The 14662-nt window shown below is 39.8% G+C and carries 10 protein-coding genes and 1 pseudogene; all 11 read right to left on the bottom strand.

Annotated elements, in window-relative coordinates; translation table 11 throughout:
• A pseudogene (locus tag ACM03V_RS29130) lies at positions 1-755 on the bottom strand (hypothetical protein); the annotation flags it as partial.
• A 684-nt stretch (positions 756-1439) separates the two neighbouring features.
• Positions 1440-2522, bottom strand: coding sequence for an anthranilate phosphoribosyltransferase (gene trpD / locus ACM03V_RS29125; RefSeq protein ID WP_414624298.1), 1083 nt, complete (start codon positions 2520-2522; stop codon positions 1440-1442).
• A 334-nt stretch (positions 2523-2856) separates the two neighbouring features.
• Positions 2857-4095 (bottom strand): tryptophan synthase subunit beta, encoded by a 1239-nt coding sequence (trpB, locus tag ACM03V_RS29120; protein ID WP_414624297.1) that lies wholly within the window; start codon positions 4093-4095, stop codon positions 2857-2859.
• Positions 4096-4212: 117 nt separating this feature from the next.
• Entirely contained in the window at positions 4213-5031 is an 819-nt protein-coding gene (gene trpA, locus ACM03V_RS29115) for a tryptophan synthase subunit alpha (protein ID WP_414624296.1), read from the bottom strand.
• Positions 5032-5143: 112 nt separating this feature from the next.
• Complete coding sequence (gene trpC, locus ACM03V_RS29110) at positions 5144-5956, bottom strand: indole-3-glycerol phosphate synthase TrpC (protein WP_414624295.1); 813 nt, start codon at positions 5954-5956, stop codon at positions 5144-5146.
• A gap of 109 nt (positions 5957-6065) precedes the next feature.
• Complete coding sequence (locus ACM03V_RS29105; RefSeq protein WP_414624294.1) at positions 6066-6701, bottom strand: hypothetical protein; 636 nt, start codon at positions 6699-6701, stop codon at positions 6066-6068.
• 139 nt (positions 6702-6840) lie between these two features.
• Positions 6841-9048: an anthranilate synthase gene (locus ACM03V_RS29100; RefSeq protein ID WP_414624293.1), complete on the bottom strand. Its 2208-nt coding sequence runs from the start codon at positions 9046-9048 to the stop codon at positions 6841-6843.
• Between the two features lie 682 nt (positions 9049-9730).
• Positions 9731-11131 (bottom strand): alkaline phosphatase family protein, encoded by a 1401-nt coding sequence (locus ACM03V_RS29095; RefSeq protein ID WP_414624292.1) that lies wholly within the window; start codon positions 11129-11131, stop codon positions 9731-9733.
• Between the two features lie 215 nt (positions 11132-11346).
• Positions 11347-12597 (bottom strand): metabolite traffic protein EboE, encoded by a 1251-nt coding sequence (gene eboE / locus ACM03V_RS29090; protein ID WP_414624291.1) that lies wholly within the window; start codon positions 12595-12597, stop codon positions 11347-11349.
• 43 nt (positions 12598-12640) lie between these two features.
• A complete protein-coding gene (locus ACM03V_RS29085; RefSeq protein WP_414624290.1) occupies positions 12641-13840 on the bottom strand; it encodes a 3-dehydroquinate synthase in 1200 nt (399 codons plus the stop codon).
• A gap of 89 nt (positions 13841-13929) precedes the next feature.
• Positions 13930-14556 carry a DsbA family oxidoreductase gene (locus ACM03V_RS29080; protein WP_414624289.1) on the bottom strand — a complete coding sequence of 209 codons (627 nt, stop codon included), beginning with the start codon at positions 14554-14556 and terminating at the stop codon, positions 13930-13932.
• Positions 14557-14662 lie beyond the last annotated feature (106 nt).

The following is a 14662-nucleotide window of genomic DNA, read 5'->3' as shown; positions in this document are numbered from 1 at the left end:
CCGCCCATTCCGCCTTCACCCATGTCGCCACCACCAGCGAATGGATTGGAACCGCTACCAAATGAGATTCCGCCTTCACCCATGTCGCCACCACCAGCGAATGGATTGGAACCGCCGCCCATTCCGCCTTCACCCATGTCGCCACCACCAGCGAATGGATTGGAACCGCTACCAAATGAGATTCCGCCTTCACCCATGTCGCCACCACCAGCGAATGGATTGGAACCGCCACCCATTCCGCCACCGGAGCCAGCTTCAGAAGGATTTACGCCTCCAGCGAAAATATCCCAGAAGTTATCTCCAGCGAAAGGATTACCACCGTAAGGTAATTCACCCATATCCATATCGGAAGGAGGGCCACCTTCACTACCTTCACCGCCGCCACCAAAGGGGTTTCCACTACCTTCACCGCCGCCACCAAAGAGGTTTCCGCCACCCTCAGAATCACGACCACTAAGACCGCCGAATATATCTTCTGGTCCTAAATTTTCTCCATCTACGTCTTTTACATTGAGCAAGCGATTAAACGGACCTATATTCACGTTTTCGCTACCACCTTGCATATTGTTTCCGTCCATTGTTTCTTCCATTGATGTATTACCTTCGTTAGTATTTCCAGTGGGAGCGCCAATATTGCCGAATATATCTTCAGCATCTAACCCTAATTCAAGCAGGGGAGCAAAAACACTTTCACTTAAGTCCATGTTTTCACCACCAAATGAACCGCCGGTATTTGGATTTGTATCTTCTTCCATTAAGAATGATTCTCCTATGTTGATTTTTAGGTTAATTAGGAAAGAAAATCTCTAGATTCCCTAATTTTTTAACCACGATTTATTGACAACTTCTTAATAATGATGCTTGAATATCTATTAAGCTTGGTAGATTGGTAAATATCTAAAGCATTGTTTTTGAGTGAAGATGCCAAATGCAAAAAACAATAATAGATATATTACCTAACTTTTACGTTGAAACCTGTTTTCTAACGTCTATATATTAGAGTAATTGATTTATATGTTAAATACTATGAATAATGTTTTGATGATTCTTTCGTTTCTTTAGATATTTTTTTGATACACGAAATCGTAATTGATGTACAATATCGAACTACACCAAAAAATAATTTATATAAAATAAAATATAAAATTAAATATTATAGCGGTTTTCAGTTGGGTGCAATACAGGCTCAACCTTACCCCTCTCCTTCCACCCCTCTCCGCTATTTTGGAGAGGGGAAAGGGGTGAGGTTCAATGTGTACTCGACTCAACCGAAATTCGCTATATCTCTAATAAAATAGAAATAAATATTTTTTTTAATTAAATATAGGTTAAATAAAATTTATTAAGAAGTATCGTTGTTAGGTCAAAGGTAAGAGGTAAGAGATGAGAAATTCTTAACTCCTAACTCCCAATGCCCAATGCCCAACTTCAATACTTACTTACTTCAAAAATTCAGCAAGTTGTTCTAACTTTTTCCAAGCTTCACCGCTTTTCAGAACGTCTTTGGCAATAGCTACACCTTTTGTACAACGTTCTAAAATATCTTTACCATCAACAGCTTCACCAACTTCTAAAGCTAATGCTGTATTTAAAGCAACTACATCTTGTTGTGCCTGAGTGCCTTTTCCTTGTAAAACAGCTTTTAATATATCCGCGTTTTCTTGAACTTCTCCACCTTTTAAAGCTCCGATTGGTGCGGGAGTTAAACCTAATTTTTCTGCGGTTAATTCCAATAATTTTACTTCCCCATTTTCGGTAATCGCCACATCGTTAACATCACCCAAACCGCCTTCATCTAACCTTTCTCGTCCGTGAATTACGATTCCTCGACGAATTCCTAATTGAGATAAAGCTTGAGCCATTGTTTGGACTAAAAACGGATCGGATACACCGATAACTTGTCCTGTAGGACTCATAGGATTTACTAAAGGACCAAGCAAGTTAAAAATAGTACGTATTTTGAGAGTTTTCCGCAAAGGAGCGACGGGCTTCAAAGCCGGATGCCAGCCAGGTGCAAATAAAAATGTTACGCCAATTTCATCAACAGCAGACCGGACTTTTTTAGGATCGGCTTGAAGATTTATACCTAAAGCTTCCAGTACGTCAGCGGAACCAGTTTTACTAGAAGCCGAACGATTACCATGTTTGGCAACCTTTACTCCAGCAGCAGCAGCGACAAAAGCAACGGCAGTAGAAATATTGAAAGTGGAAGCACCATCTCCACCAGTACCGCAGGTATCTATCAATGGGAACGCAGATTCACGTTTTTCGATTCCCCCTAAAGACTGAGATTGCAAAACTTGAGCCATACCCACCAATTCTTCTGGTGAGACTCCTTTAGCTTGAATTGCAGTTAATATCGCGCCGGAAAGTACCGGAGGAATTTGATCGTCTAGCCATCCTTCAATTAATTCAGTAGCTTGATCGACGCTGAGAGATTCTTTGTTTAGTAGCTGTTGGAGTAAGGTAGACCACCGAGAAGTATCGGCTGCTTGGGAATTGTTAGCTAGAGTTTGAGTCATGGGATTTTAGATTTTGGATTTTAACAACGGATGCTTTTGTTTTGGATTTTGGATTAAAAATAGTTCGTAATTAATAGATTAAGTAAGTCGGCACAAATAAACGATTACTGTGTAACATCTGGGTAAATTGAGTTAAAACTCTTTCCCCTACTGCCTACTCCCTATCTCCTACTCCCTTGCCCTAATTACGATTTTCAACGCCAACCTACTTAGCGATAAATGAAAAATATTAATCAAATTAATTCTTTGCTGTGCAGGTTCGTAGTAAGGACTTCAGTCCTTTCTTTGCTATAGGAAGAAAGCGATAAATCGCTTACTACGAACTAAGAATTTACTAAAGATTAATGACTTTAGCTACGGTTTGCACGTCTTTGTCACCTCTACCGGAACAGTTGATAACTAACTTAGGACTGCCATCTAGCTGAGGACAGAGTTTTTCTAAATAAGCAAAAGCATGAGCGGTTTCTAATGCGGGAATAATTCCTTCTAATTCAGAAACTTTTCTAAATGCTGCTAAGGCTTCCTCATCAGTAACGCTATAGTATTCAGCGCGATTCATATCTTTGAGAAAACTGTGTTCGGGGCCAACTCCGGGGTAGTCCAAACCAGCACTAATTGAATGCGCTTCGATAACTTGTCCGTCGTTATCTTGCAATAAATAACTCATCGCACCGTGCAATACTCCGACTCTTCCTTTGGTCAAAGTTGCGGCGTGTTTTTCGGTTCCGACACCTTCACCGGCTGCTTCAACTCCAATCAAGCGAACGGATTCGTCGTTAACAAATTCGTGAAATAGCCCCATTGCATTGGAACCACCACCGACACAAGCTAAAAGAATATCGGGCAATCCACCCCATTTTTCTTCGCATTGATTGCGAGTTTCTGTACCGATGATGGCGTGATAATCGCGTACCAACATTGGGTAAGGATGAGGCCCCGCAACGGAACCCAAAATGTAGTGTGTTGTTTCTACATTAGTTACCCAGTCGCGAATTGCTTCGGAAGTTGCATCCTTTAGGGTTCCGGTTCCTGCTTCTACAGGTTTAACTTCTGCTCCCATCAACCGCATCCGAAATACGTTGAGAGCTTGTCTATCCATGTCGTGAATGCCCATGAAAATCACGCACTTCAAACCAAATCGAGCGCAAGCGGTAGCAGTTGCAACACCATGTTGTCCGGCTCCTGTTTCAGCAATAATTCTTTGCTTACCCATGCGTTTAGCTAATAAAACTTGAGCTAAAGCATTATTAATTTTATGAGCGCCGGTATGATTTAAGTCTTCGCGCTTTAAGTAGATTTGCGCTCCCGTACCGTCGGGTTTTGCATAATGTTGAGTCAAGCGTTCCGCGAAATATAGCGGGCTAGGTCTTCCCACATAATCCCGCAATAAACCTTCTAATTCAGCTTTGAAATCTGGATCTTCACGATACTTTGCATAAGCAGTTTCCAACTCACTTAATGCAGGCATTAAAGTTTCGGGAACATACTTTCCACCGAATTTTCCGAATCTTCCTAAATTATCGGGACGAGCAACTGATGAAGCTTTAGTATTGATGTCTGGAGTACTGACCATTTTTTTATCCTTTAAGTAAGTAATTGTTAATTGGGCATGGGGAAGAGAGAGGGGGAAGAGGGGGAAGAGGGGGTAGAAATTTAATTCTTAACTCTTAACTCCTAACTCCTAACTCTTTTACCCTGCAACCGTTAATTGTTCTTGAGAAATTGCGGCTTTAAGTTCTTTGCAAAGTGCTTCGAGTGCCTGCAATCCTTCTTCAGGAGTACCGTTTGCTAATCGTTTTACAAATGCGCTACCAACGATTACTGCATCAGCACCCCAATCTTTAGCTTGAGTTGCTTGATCTGCACCGGAAATACCGAAACCAAGACCGATCGCCTTGTCTGTAGTGCCGCGCAAATCTTGTAATAAGTCTTTGACTCTACCTTCTAAACTTGTACGTACTCCGGTAACGCCAGTCACACTCACAAGGTAGATAAAACCCTGAGATTGTTTGGCGATCGCGTTGATTCTTTCTTGAGAACTGGTAGGCGCTACGAGTAAAGTTAGTTCAATACCAAATTCTTGGGCTGACTGGATCAAATTCTCAGCTTCTTCCAAAGGTAAATCGGGAACTACTAAGCCTTTAACGCCAACTTCAGCAATTTTTGCTAAAAACTCTTTAATCCCTAAATTCAAGATGGGATTGTAATAAGTAAATAGAATAATCGGCGCTTGTAATTCTGGGGTTAATGTCTTTAACATCTGTAAAACATCATCCAACTTCGTGTTTTTTGCCAAAGCACGAGTCGCAGCAGCTTGAATTACCGGGCCATCTGCTAAAGGATCGGAATAAGGAACTCCTAATTCAATAAAGCTAGCACCATTTTTATCTAAAATCTTTAGAGCTTTAGCTGTAGTTTCTAAATCCGGATCTCCCGCAGTAATAAACGGAATCAAAGCGCAAGTATTGGATTTTCTTAATTCTTCAAAACGTTGAGATATTGCAGTCATTTTATTAGTTGATAGTTGTTAGTTGTTACTAAGGTTAAAGGTTAAAATTCTCCTTATCCCCTTGTCCCCTTGTCCCCTTGTCTCCCCATCTCCCCATCTCCCCATCTCTCGCTCACCCTAGCAGCTGCCGTACCGCATTTTCCACGTCGGGTTGCTTAACTAAGGATTCTCCTACCAAAACGGCACGAGCGCCAGCTTTATCTACAAAGGACAAATCGTCGGGTGTGTATATACCAGATTCGCTGACAACGGTAATCCCATAACTTTGTAATTGACGCTTTCTCTGAGAAATCAATTCTTCTGTCTTGGCTAAATTTACGGTAAAATTCTTGAGGTTGCGGTTGTTAATCCCTACTAACTTTACGTCATGAAGTCTTAACACTCGATCTAATTCTGAAGCGGTATGGACTTCTACCAAAGCTGTCATTTTCAAGCTGTGAATTACCCGTAAAAAGTCTTTGATCTGTACGTTAGATAAAATAGCTGCAATCAAGAGTACTGCGTCGGCACCCGCAGTTCTAGCTAAATATATTTGATATAAATCGACAATAAATTCTTTGCATAATAACGGTAATTCTACGCTTTTTCTCACTTTACGGAGGTTGCCAAAACTACCTTGAAAAAACTTAGTATCGGTGAGAACTGATAAACAAGCTGCACCTCCTTTTTCATATGCTTGAGCTATATTTATTGGGTCGAAATCTTCCCGAATAATTCCTTTACTAGGAGATGCTTTTTTTACTTCCGCAATTAAACTAGGACGGTGGGAATTATCTTGCAAAGCCTTTAGAAAATTCCGTACAGGGGGCGCATCTCTTAGTTGTTCCTGTACCTCAGCTAAAGGAGATTCCAAGCGCATTTGAGCAACTTCTTGCCTTTTATGCAAGACTATTTCATCAAGTATGTGCCGGGGCTTAGTTAGCATATTTATTTTATTGATAGTAGTCACATTATTCATAATATTACTTTGTTAGAAAAACTAATACGAGCCTCTTATTTTTATTGCTTATTGCTAAAAATTACTTACCGATGATTTAGTCGCGTTTATGCAATAATAAACCAGCTCCAATTATTTCTATTCCAAATAACGTTGCAGTATTTCCCGCTTCTGGTACTTTTTGAGGTACTGTAAAAGAACCACTTACCACAGCATCACCAACTAAAGGAGCATTTGGATCTGGACTGATTTGTAAGTTTTCTGAAAGGTTTAAACTACCAGTAGCGCCTTGAAATCTACCCGCACCGTCAGTAATATCAATAGTGCCGTCAATTGTAACTGTGAGATTTTCTAGGTTAGTGATGGCACTACCACTACTAGTTCCAATTAACTTATCCTCACCATCTGTGGAAATCACGTCTTTTAGACTTGGTAAGTTTTCTAAACCAAACTCTGTTGCATCAGGAACAAAGGTAGATAAACCTGTATCTGGATCGAGTTTAATGTAGCTCATACTCTCAAGCTTATTTAAACCATAGGGAGCATTTTCAGTTTCACCTAAAACAGTTACTTCTGTTATGTTTGGTGCTATTTCTCTAGTAGTGCTTTGTGTTTTGTAAATCGTCTCAAAAGGAAAAGTCGTTTGAGCATTTACCTTTGTAATATTCAACCCTAAACCCAACAATGTGATTGTTCCAGATGTGAAGGATAGAGCGAGCAAGCTAAGTTTCATCGGTTTTTGTCCGTTAATAATGTTAAAAATCAATATTGACTACTTACTTCTTTGCTCTGCACTCTCCGTGTCTAAAAGAGTTTTTTTAATTCAAGAATACGGGCATTTACACCCGCATTCTCTCTAATCTCGCCAAATCCTAACTGACAGAAACAGTTTCCGAGTCTCCCGACTTCGTATACTTGTAAACGACGTTTTTAATCATCGCCAAACCAACTTCTCCCACTAAACTCATAATCGATTCTGGGTGAAACTGTACCGCTGAAATTGGCAATGTTTTATGTTCGATCGCCATTATCACATTGTCTTCAGACATAGCGGTAATTTTCAATTCTTGAGGAAACTTTTCGGGTACTGCAAATAAGGAATGATATCTACCAACGCTAAAAGATTCCGGTAAGTCTTTAAATACCACCGAATTTTGCTCGGTAACGTTAATCTTTGAAGGTTTACCGTGTTGCGGATAATCTAAAACTCCTAATTCTCCACCGAAAGCTTCAACAATACCTTGCAATCCCAGACATACGCCGAAAACTGGAATATTACGACGCATACAGGCGGCAACGGTAGATTGTACTTTAAAATCAATCGGTCTGCCGGGACCGGGAGATAATACAACTAAATCTGGTTTTTCAGTATCAAAAATTTCTTCATCGAAACCGTGACGCAGTGTTTTGACATCAGCGCCGGTTTGCCGCATATAGTTAGCTAAAGTGTGAACAAAAGAGTCTTCATGATCGATTAATAAGATGCGTTTTCCCGATTCGACTTTGGGAATGCTAGCACTCAAAGAATTTGCTTTACTATCTATTGCTTTTGCTTTTTCCCCAGCGCGGCGAATTGTTTCAAAAGCGGCAGCAGCTTTAGTTAAGGTTTCTTGTTCTTCATCTGCGGGAATAGAATCATATAATACTGTTGCACCAACTCGTACTTGTGCAATTGAATCTTTGAGTCGAATTGTCCGCAAAATCAATCCGGTATTCAAATTACCGTTAAAGTTCAACCAGCCTACCGCTCCACCATACCAGCGTCTGGGGCTGCGTTCGTGCTTTTCTAGATACTCAATTGCTGATTTTTTCGGTGCGCCTGTTACCGTCACTGCCCAAGTATGAGTTAAAAATGCATCTAAAGCGTCAAAATCGGGTCGTAGCGTACCTTCTACATGGTCTACAGTATGGATTAAATGACTGTACATTTCGATTTGACGACGACCAATTACCCGTACCGAACCCGGTTCGCAAACCCGCGATTTATCATTGCGATCCACGTCGGTACACATGGTTAATTCGGATTCGTCTTTGAATGAATTGAGTAGCTGACGAATTTGCGTCGCATCATCTAAAGCGTCTTTTCCCCGTGAGATTGTACCGCTAATCGGACAAGTTTCTACCCGTCTACCATCAACTCGAACAAAGATTTCCGGAGAAGATCCAATAATGTATTCCCCACCTAAATTAAATATAAAGCCGTAGGGACTGGGATTAATTTGCTGTAAAGTTGTGAATAATTCCGAAGGTGCAGTTTTACTTTCTATGGAAAAGTTTTGCGAAGGTACAACTTCAAATAAATCTCCCCTGCGGAAATAATCAAGCGCACCTTCTACCTGTTTGGCATATTCACCCGCTTTATGGTCAGATTTTTGAGTGGGGGGAGTAAGCTGTTTACCCCTGTAATCTATTGATTCACCAGTGCGAGGAAGATTCTTGGTACTGTTTCCGCCTGTCTCAAATTCATAGCTCAGACGGTAAGCACGTTGTAAATAGTAGTCAACTATTACCAACTCATCGGGTAAATACAGCACCAAATCTCTTTGATCGTCCGCACGCTGCAAGCGCTGGGTAATTGGTTCAAATTGAAATACCAAATCGTAACCAAACGCGCCATACAAACCTAAATGTTCGTCTTCATCGCTGTAAAAAGCCTGAAGAATATCGCGAATCACCGTAAAAGCTGAAGGTTGTTTACTGCGCTCTTCTTCAGTAAAAAATTGTTGCGATCGCTTGAGTCCACCAGTAATATTTTCTGTATTATTAATCTGAACTTCTGCTAATTGCGGATGCTCGGATAAACGCTGTAACAACATCGGCAAAAGTACTTTACCACGTTCGTTCAGCGCCGTAATAGTAAAACCTTTATCTCGCGTCGCAACTTCCAAAGGTGGATTTACAAACCCAATAGCCCATCTTTTATATCTTCCGGGATATTCGTAACTGCTTTTGAGCAAACCCCCGCGCTTAGAGTCAAGGTGAAATAAGATATCTTCTAAAGCTGAGTCAATCTCAACTTCCGTACCCGTGCGAGATACATTAACACCACCAGCAGTTGTGTAAGTTTGCTTTTCAATCATGGGCTATCCCTCTGAAATAATTGCGGAGTATGCGGTCAAAAAATCAAAATCAACATTTAGGTAAAAGCTATAAATGCATTCACCAACAAATTTTCAGTTATAACTTTCACGCATCTATATCGCGAAACCTAACTGCGATTAATTTATTTATTATTATATTGAGTGTGGACTTCTAACTTAAGACTAATCTTAATTACAAGTAAATTACAAGATTTCCACCACAATAAAATTGCTAAAACTCAGTCCAGCCGAGATACTGCCTATTACCACCTAGGGTATGAATAAAAATGTGAAAAAAATACAACAAAGAAGTAAGGTAACAAACCAATCGTTTTAGTATTTCACCTTCTGTACGCTTAGCCGACCGAACACACAACAAAAGCCTAAAACCCTTTGCCGCAAACTTTTTAAACTCTTTATACTACCTTAAGCCTACTAGATATCGTCCAAGGCATACATGAACTTTTTTTCGATAGGTGTGTCCAATTTTTAGCTGTTACATAACTTTACTTAAGAAATATTAAGAATCAAACTATCAGTATTTTCGCCACCATCTAAAGTATGAAAAATGAAGTATGTCTTCGGAGGGGGGAGAGGGGGCACAAGGAGAGGGGGAGATGGGGGGACAAGGAGAGAAGGAGAGAAGGGGAAATATAAACTCCTAATTCCTAACTCCTAATTCCTAACTGCTAACTGCTAACTGCTCACTGTCTACCTGAAGATGTTGCAAAATTAATCCACAAACGTCGGTTGCTTTGATAGATTCAGAATTGATTAAGTTACTTTGTTTGCTAATTAATAAAGGTCCCATGTCGGGGGTAGGAGGAATACAGCCGTGAGAACCTTTTACTAAAGAAGCGTCTAATGGAATCACATCCATTAAGTAGCGAAAACCAAGCTTTTTCTTAAGTAGTTTTGACCCTATTTTTAGTTTGGGAAGTTTGATTTTGGGGTCTACAAATAACTCTACTGGGTCATAACCTGGTTTACGATGAATATCTACTGTTCTGGCAAAGTCTGGAGCGCGTTTATCGTCGAGCCAGTAATAATAGGTAAACCATGCATTACTGTTTGCAACTGCTACTAATTCCCCGCTTCGAGAATGATTTAGATGGTAATCTGATTTGCTAGTTTCGTCTAAAACATAGTCGATTCCCTCAGCTTGTTCTAACAAACTTTTGACTTGAGGAATATAATCAACATCATTAACGTAAACGTGAGCAATTTGATGGTCTGCAACGGCAAAAGCTTTGCTGGCACCAGCATCAAGGAGTTCTCTTCCTTCTTCTTCGCGGATGGCTAATAAACCTTTTGAACGCAATAATCTATTAATATGAATAGGTTGAGAAACGGATGTAATCCCATATTCCGATAACACGATAACGGAAGCACCGCGCTGTTCGTAAAAATTAATTAAATCGCCGCAAACCGTATCTACTTCTTGTAATTCTTGAGCTATTTTGTCTTGGTCTGGGCCAAATTTTTGCAAACAGTAATCTAGATGCGGTAAATAAATTAAAGTTAGATTTGGGCTGCATTTTTCTTCTACCCATTTTGATGAATTTGCTATCCATTGTGTAGATTCAATAGATGCAGTTGGCCCCCAAAAGTTAAATAAAGGAAATTGACCAAACTCTGCTTGTAATTGCTCGCGAAACTTAGCTGGATGAGTATAAATATCGGGTATCTTCCTACCATCAGCAGGATACATCGGTCGGGGAGTCACTGCATAATTTGCCGAGGAGTACATATTGTACCACCAGAACATATTAGCGCAGGTAAAAGATGGATCAAATTTCCGCGCTATGTCCCATATTTTAGAAGATTGAACTAACTTATTCGACTGTCGCCAAAACTTCGTTTCACAATCATCTCTAAAATACCAACCATTACCCACAATGCCATGTTCAGACGGCATTTTACCCGTAAGATAGGTAGACTGTACCGAACAAGTTACTGCCGGTAAAACTGGATCTACAGTGGCAACTTTTCCTTCTCCCGCCCACTTTGAAAGCATTGGTGTATGCTTCCCTAATAGATTTGGCGTTAATCCGACTACGTTAATTACTACTGTTTTATTCATAGATTAGTTGTTAGTTGTTAGTTGATAGTGGAAATATAATTTTTATTAACTATTTATACCTTATGAGTGAAAGTTGATGAATCATTTTTATAGGTTCGTAGTAAGGACTTTAGTCCCCAATCCGGAGGCGCTAAAGCGCTTACTACGAACCATTATCCACAAGGAGTTTAGTCCCGAAACTGAGCGCTAAAGCGCTTACTACGAACCACTAACCACTATCTACTAACAACTAACTTTTGAGAATTGATTGTTTGTAGTTTCCATAAAACCCATTCATACTCGCGCTGAATGGATGCTGCTATATCTACTTTCATTTCGGGAGGTAAGACTTCCCAAGTGTAGGTTTCGATTTCTAAATGATTGCAAATCTGGTTATTTTGCAATAGTTCAAATACGGTAACAATGTCATCTTGAGTTGAGCGCAATACCTGATAATCGTCGATAAATAATGGTACGTGAAAGTGAGTGCGCCATTCGCAAGCCGTGCTTTCTTCAAGAAAAGATAATGCCGATCCTAAATCTTGATAATGTTGCAGCTTTCCGTCTGCATGACGAGCGATTACTTGATGTAAATATGTAGATTCGGCAAAAGGCTGCAATCTATCTTTTAATAACAGCCTTTCGCTTTTATGTTGTGGTATTTGAGCTTTTAATGCTGCACTAATTTGAATTTTACCTATTTGGATTCCTGCTGCTGCAAATCTTTCAAATACAGAAGCTGGATCTTCATATTCGACTGCAAAATGGCAGGTGTCGTAACATACTCGCACGTGTTCGAGTAAAAGCACTTCGGCTGCTGGTTGGGGAATTCCCAAGTTTTTTGCTAAATATGCTCCACCAATGGGCAACAAGTATTTCTCAAAATATTTTATTACTTCTTCGGCATTTTCAAGTAATGCATCCGGCTCTGGCTCCAGATTCAAATGCAGAACTTTATCATTTGCGGCGCGGATTCGTACCATTTGCGCTACTACTTGAGCTATATGAATAGTAGCGCTGCTGGTGACTTCCGCTTGAGATCGATCGCTCTCGAACCACGGTTTATAAGATAGCGGTACTGTAGAAATGCTACCTTCCATTTCTTCAGGTAATAGTTCGCTAAGAATTTGAGCTAATCGCAACGTGTAGTCCAAACGCTCTTGTTTAGACCAATCCGGCGCATAAACTTTGTCTTTAACTACCTGTAAATGGAAACCCCCATAAGGAAAACCATTCAGTGTAAATACGTATAGCTCGTGTTCTTTTAACCACGATTTAAACTTTTGTAAAGTATTTCCCTGCAAAAGTTCTCTAGATGCTGCATCTGCTAAACGCAACCCAATACCAAAAGGTTTATTTGGAGATAGCTTTTTTTTCAGAGATGGTATATATTGCTGTAAATTTGCAAAAACCTGACTCCAATCTTCACCGGGGTGAATATTAGTGCAGTAAGTCAGGTGAAGGTTTTTCTCAGAAAAGATTTTCATATTTATAACTGTTTGTCAAATGCTAAATGTAAATTGCGGATAATTACATTTTCGCATTAGATAACAGGGTTATTGCTTGTTGATATGAAGAATTTTTCACTGCATGAACCTCAATTTCTTCTCCAATTCTTTGCAAAAGCGTTAAGGTTAATTCTCCACCCAAATGCTCGCGAAATTCGTTTAACCCTCGAAACAAACATCTTGGATGCTCTATTTCAGATTCTTCATTAAGTTCGGGAACGTATAGCTCAAATCCTAATGTTTTTAAAGTATTCAGTATTTGTTGCCATTCTCCATGAGTCAGCATTCCTTCTAAATAAGAATAAGTGCTATCCAAAGCCATTCCAATTGCTACCGCTTCACCATGACGCAAGCGATAATTAGTCAACTGTTCGAGCTTATGAGCCGCCCAATGTCCAAAATCAAGGGGACGGGAAGAACCCATTTCAAAAGCATCGCCGCTTGTAGCAATATGTTGTAAATGTAGCTGAGCGCATCGGTAAATTACCTGCTGCATTACTTGCAAATCGCGACGAGCTAGAAGTGCAGCATTATTAGAAATAAACTCGAAAAAATCGGCATCTTTAATCAGCGCTACTTTCACCGCTTCAGCAATACCAGAGCGCCAATCTCGTTCGTTGAGAGTATTAAGGAAATCAAAATCATTTAAAACAGCGTAAGGAGGTGCAAAGCTGCCCAAAAAGTTCTTTTTACCAAAAGCATTAATCCCATTTTTGACTCCTACCGCAGAATCATTTTGAGCTAATACAGTAGTAGGAATACGGATAAGACGAATTCCGCGATGGGCTGTAGCTGCCGCATATCCGACTAAATCGAGAACAGCACCACCACCGATAGCAATAATGTAAGAGTGACGACAAATACCAGCAGTATCAACCAATTGATGAATTTCTTCAACCAATTGGGGATTATTTTTCGCCGCTTCACCACCGGGAACTACCAAAGGTTCAGCTTCAAGACTCAAAATAGAAGAATTGAAACGGCAATATTCCTCTAATTCTTCAAGCAACCCATCCCGGTGTGACAACAAACCATCATCAACAACAGCCACCACCTTTTTCGGTTTGGCTTCCCCGTCATTCGCAACAACCGAAGTCAACAAAGAATTATCTACATCAAAAATACCATTAGTGAAGTGAACCGGATAATTAAAAGTCACCTCAACACGTTGCTGAATCGGTTTTAAATTATACTTAGTCTTGCTTTTTACTTCTAATATCATAATTAATAATTGGTAATTGCTAATTGGTAATTGGTAATTGGCAATTGGAGAGGGAAGATATTAACTCTTAATTGCTAACTCCTAACTGTTCACTGTTCACTGTTCACTGCTAACTGCTTAACAAACGTTTCTTTCGACTGAGAACCACTAATTTTGACTTGGTTATTAATAATAAAAAACGGTACGCTATTAATACTTAAACTCCGAGCTTTGTCTGATTCAGCAATAATTGCATCGCGGGCATTTTTATCCTTTAATTGCTGTGCTAATTCAGGAGAATCTATTCCGCACGATCTAGCAATTGATACTATGATATCAACACTTCCTAAGTTTAAACCTTCTTCAAAGTAAGCTTTATAAATTGCTTCAACAACTTTACTTTTAAGAGGTTCTGGAGTTAATTCAATCAGTCGGTGAGAAAGAGTAGTATTAACAGCCAAGCGCACATTTTCAAAATCTAAAATTACGCCAGCAGCTTCACCCATACGTCTCGTATAATCAAACATTTGCTGTAATTGTTGCGGTGACAAACATTTCCGTTGCTGCATAAAATTACGAAATTCATATCCTTCACTAGGAACAGAATTATCTAAAAGAAAAGGATGCCAGCGAATGTTTACAGCTTCTGGATCGAATTGCGAAAGCGCATCAAAAAGGTGCTTTTTACCAATTCGACACCAAGGACATACAGTATCATGAAATACATCGATTTGCATAGTTTTAATTGGTAAAGGGAATGGGGAATAGGGAACAGTAAAAATATAATAAATAAATTTTGAGGCTATTAAGGGTTGTAATAACTTGCTTTAGAGGATGTGTGAA

It is taken from the genome of Calothrix sp. CCY 0018, from assembly GCF_963920925.1.
GTDB lineage: Bacteria > Cyanobacteriota > Cyanobacteriia > Cyanobacteriales > Nostocaceae > Rivularia.
This window is presented reverse-complemented; position numbering and strand designations above follow the sequence as displayed.

Bases quoted from the DNA above. Each gene is read 5' to 3' on its own strand.
- trpD (WP_414624298.1), bottom strand. From the start codon at position 2,522: ATGACTCAAACTCTAGCTAACAATTCCCAAGCAGCCGATACTTCTCGG.
- trpB (WP_414624297.1), bottom strand. From the start codon at position 4,095: ATGGTCAGTACTCCAGACATCAATACTAAAGCTTCATCAGTTGCTCGT.
- trpA (WP_414624296.1), bottom strand. From the start codon at position 5,031: ATGACTGCAATATCTCAACGTTTTGAAGAATTAAGAAAATCCAATACT.
- trpC (WP_414624295.1), bottom strand. From the start codon at position 5,956: ATGCTAACTAAGCCCCGGCACATACTTGATGAAATAGTCTTGCATAAA.
- ACM03V_RS29105 (WP_414624294.1), bottom strand. From the start codon at position 6,701: ATGAAACTTAGCTTGCTCGCTCTATCCTTCACATCTGGAACAATCACA.
- ACM03V_RS29100 (WP_414624293.1), bottom strand. From the start codon at position 9,048: ATGATTGAAAAGCAAACTTACACAACTGCTGGTGGTGTTAATGTATCT.
- ACM03V_RS29095 (WP_414624292.1), bottom strand. From the start codon at position 11,131: ATGAATAAAACAGTAGTAATTAACGTAGTCGGATTAACGCCAAATCTA.
- eboE (WP_414624291.1), bottom strand. From the start codon at position 12,597: ATGAAAATCTTTTCTGAGAAAAACCTTCACCTGACTTACTGCACTAAT.
- ACM03V_RS29085 (WP_414624290.1), bottom strand. From the start codon at position 13,840: ATGATATTAGAAGTAAAAAGCAAGACTAAGTATAATTTAAAACCGATT.
- ACM03V_RS29080 (WP_414624289.1), bottom strand. From the start codon at position 14,556: ATGCAAATCGATGTATTTCATGATACTGTATGTCCTTGGTGTCGAATT.